This window comes from Rhodoplanes roseus, from assembly GCF_003258865.1.
In the GTDB taxonomy this organism is placed as follows: domain Bacteria; phylum Pseudomonadota; class Alphaproteobacteria; order Rhizobiales; family Xanthobacteraceae; genus Rhodoplanes; species Rhodoplanes roseus.
In genome coordinates this window covers 1-1,699 of sequence record NZ_NPEX01000546.1, presented here as the reverse complement: position 1 = coordinate 1,699, position 1,699 = coordinate 1, and the positions used below count along the sequence as shown (strand labels likewise).

At 72.3% G+C, this 1,699-nt stretch carries 3 protein-coding genes; all 3 read right to left on the bottom strand.

The features are described 5' to 3' along the window. On the bottom strand, positions 1-255 hold a 255-nt coding region (locus tag CH341_RS31135), incomplete at its 3' end, for an aminotransferase class V-fold PLP-dependent enzyme (protein ID WP_146604707.1). Positions 256-278: 23 nt separating this feature from the next. Beyond that, positions 279-524: a sulfurtransferase TusA family protein gene (locus CH341_RS31130; RefSeq protein WP_111423543.1), complete on the bottom strand. Its 246-nt coding sequence runs from the start codon at positions 522-524 to the stop codon at positions 279-281. Positions 525-641: 117 nt separating this feature from the next. Further along, a partial coding sequence (locus tag CH341_RS31125; RefSeq protein ID WP_111423541.1) for a transglutaminase-like domain-containing protein occupies positions 642-1,699 on the bottom strand: 1,058 nt, incomplete at its 5' end.

Here is a 1,699-nt window from a genome sequence, read left to right as displayed (position 1 = left end):
GGCGACGGCGCCGCCGCGGATCGCCGTGTTGCTCGCCTCGGTGCCGCCGCTGGTGAACACGATCTCGTCCGCCGCGGCGCCGATCAGCGCGGCGACCTCGGCTCGCGCCGTCTCCACCGCGTCGCGGGCGCGCCGGCCGATCGGGTGCGACGAGGACGGGTTGCCGAACGCCTCGCGCAGGAACGGCAGCATGGCCGCGAGCACGTCCTCGTCGATCGGCGTCGTCGCGTTGTGGTCGAGATAGACGGGGATCATCGGGGCGCCCTGGTCGGTCCGGGTCAGTGCCGCTTGACGATGCGGAAGACGAACAGGTCGCCGGTCGCCTCCTGCCCGTCGAGCCAGTGGCCGGTCTGGCTGACGAAATGCGGCACGTCGATCACGGTGAGTGGATCGGTGCATTCCAGCACCAGCATGCCGCCGACCGGCACGTGCCGCAGCGCGGTCTTCGCCTTCAGCACCGGCAGCGGGCAGTACAGCCCGCGCAGGTCCAGGACGGTGTGGGGAGTGCTCTCGGTCTTGGTCACGGCGCTCTTCTGATGGTGTGAGCCGCCATGGCCGGGCTCGTCCCGCCATCCACGGTCTCGGTGTCGTTCGGCTGCCCGTGGATGCCCGGCACGCCGCCGGGCATCCTAAGTCGAGTGTTACGCCGCCGTCGTCTCCTTGGCCCGGATCACGTAGCGCAGGCCGTCGGGATCGAGGCAGTCGAGGCCCTGGCTGGCGGTCTCGGCCTGCGGATACATCAGGAAGCCGACGCGCGGGCCCTGGGCGCCCGGCAGCGCCAGGTCGTGCGCGACATTGTAGGCGAGCCAGTTGGTCTCCCACGCGCCGAACAGCGTCTTGCGGGCCGCGGCGACCTTGGGGTCGGCGAGGCCCAGGTTGGTCGGCGGCTCCTCCAGCATCACCTTGCGCACGTCGGCCGGATCGACCGGCACCCAGCCGAACGCCTCCAGCCACACCTCGGCGCGGCAGTGCTGCGCCTTGGTGATCACCTCGGAGCCGGCGCCCAGGCTCTTGTAGCCGAACGCCGAGGGCGCCAGGCGGATGCCATAGACGTCGCGGGCCGGCAGGCCGGCGGCGCGGGCGAGGCCGACATAGAGCGCGTTGAGGTCGGCGCATTTGCCGCCCAGATGGCCGGTCTTCAGCATCGCGGCGATGTCGCCGATGCCGCAGCCGCGCGTCCTGGCGTCGCGGAAGGTGTTCTCCACGATCCACTCGTAGATGGCCCGCGCCTTGGCGACGTCGTCGCCCGCGCCGGCCGTGATCTTGGTCGCCGTCTCCTTGACGATGCCGTCGACCGGGATCAGGTCCGTGCCCTCGGTGTAGAGCGTGCGCTCCGCCGCCGAGAGCGGGGCGGGCCGGCCCGGGGTCGAGAAATCGACGGCGCGGTCGCGCGTCGCCACTGTGCTGGTGACCTCGACGAAGGGCGCCGCCTCGCCCGCCGTCCATTCGACATGGACCATGCCGGCCCCGTATTTCGGGTCGCGCACCATGGTGGCCTTGCCGTTGCTGGTGAAGGTGCTGTCGAGCGAGCGGAACCACGCCGCCTCGTTCACGCTGGGCACCGGCACCCAGGCCTGCATGCGGCCCTCGGGGCGGGCGATCTCCAGCCGCGTCGTCACCGCGAAGCTGCGCCACGCGCCGGGCCGCGGCGCGAAGGCGGCCGCGGCGGCCGGGCTCGCGCCTTGCGCGAGGGCGAGGC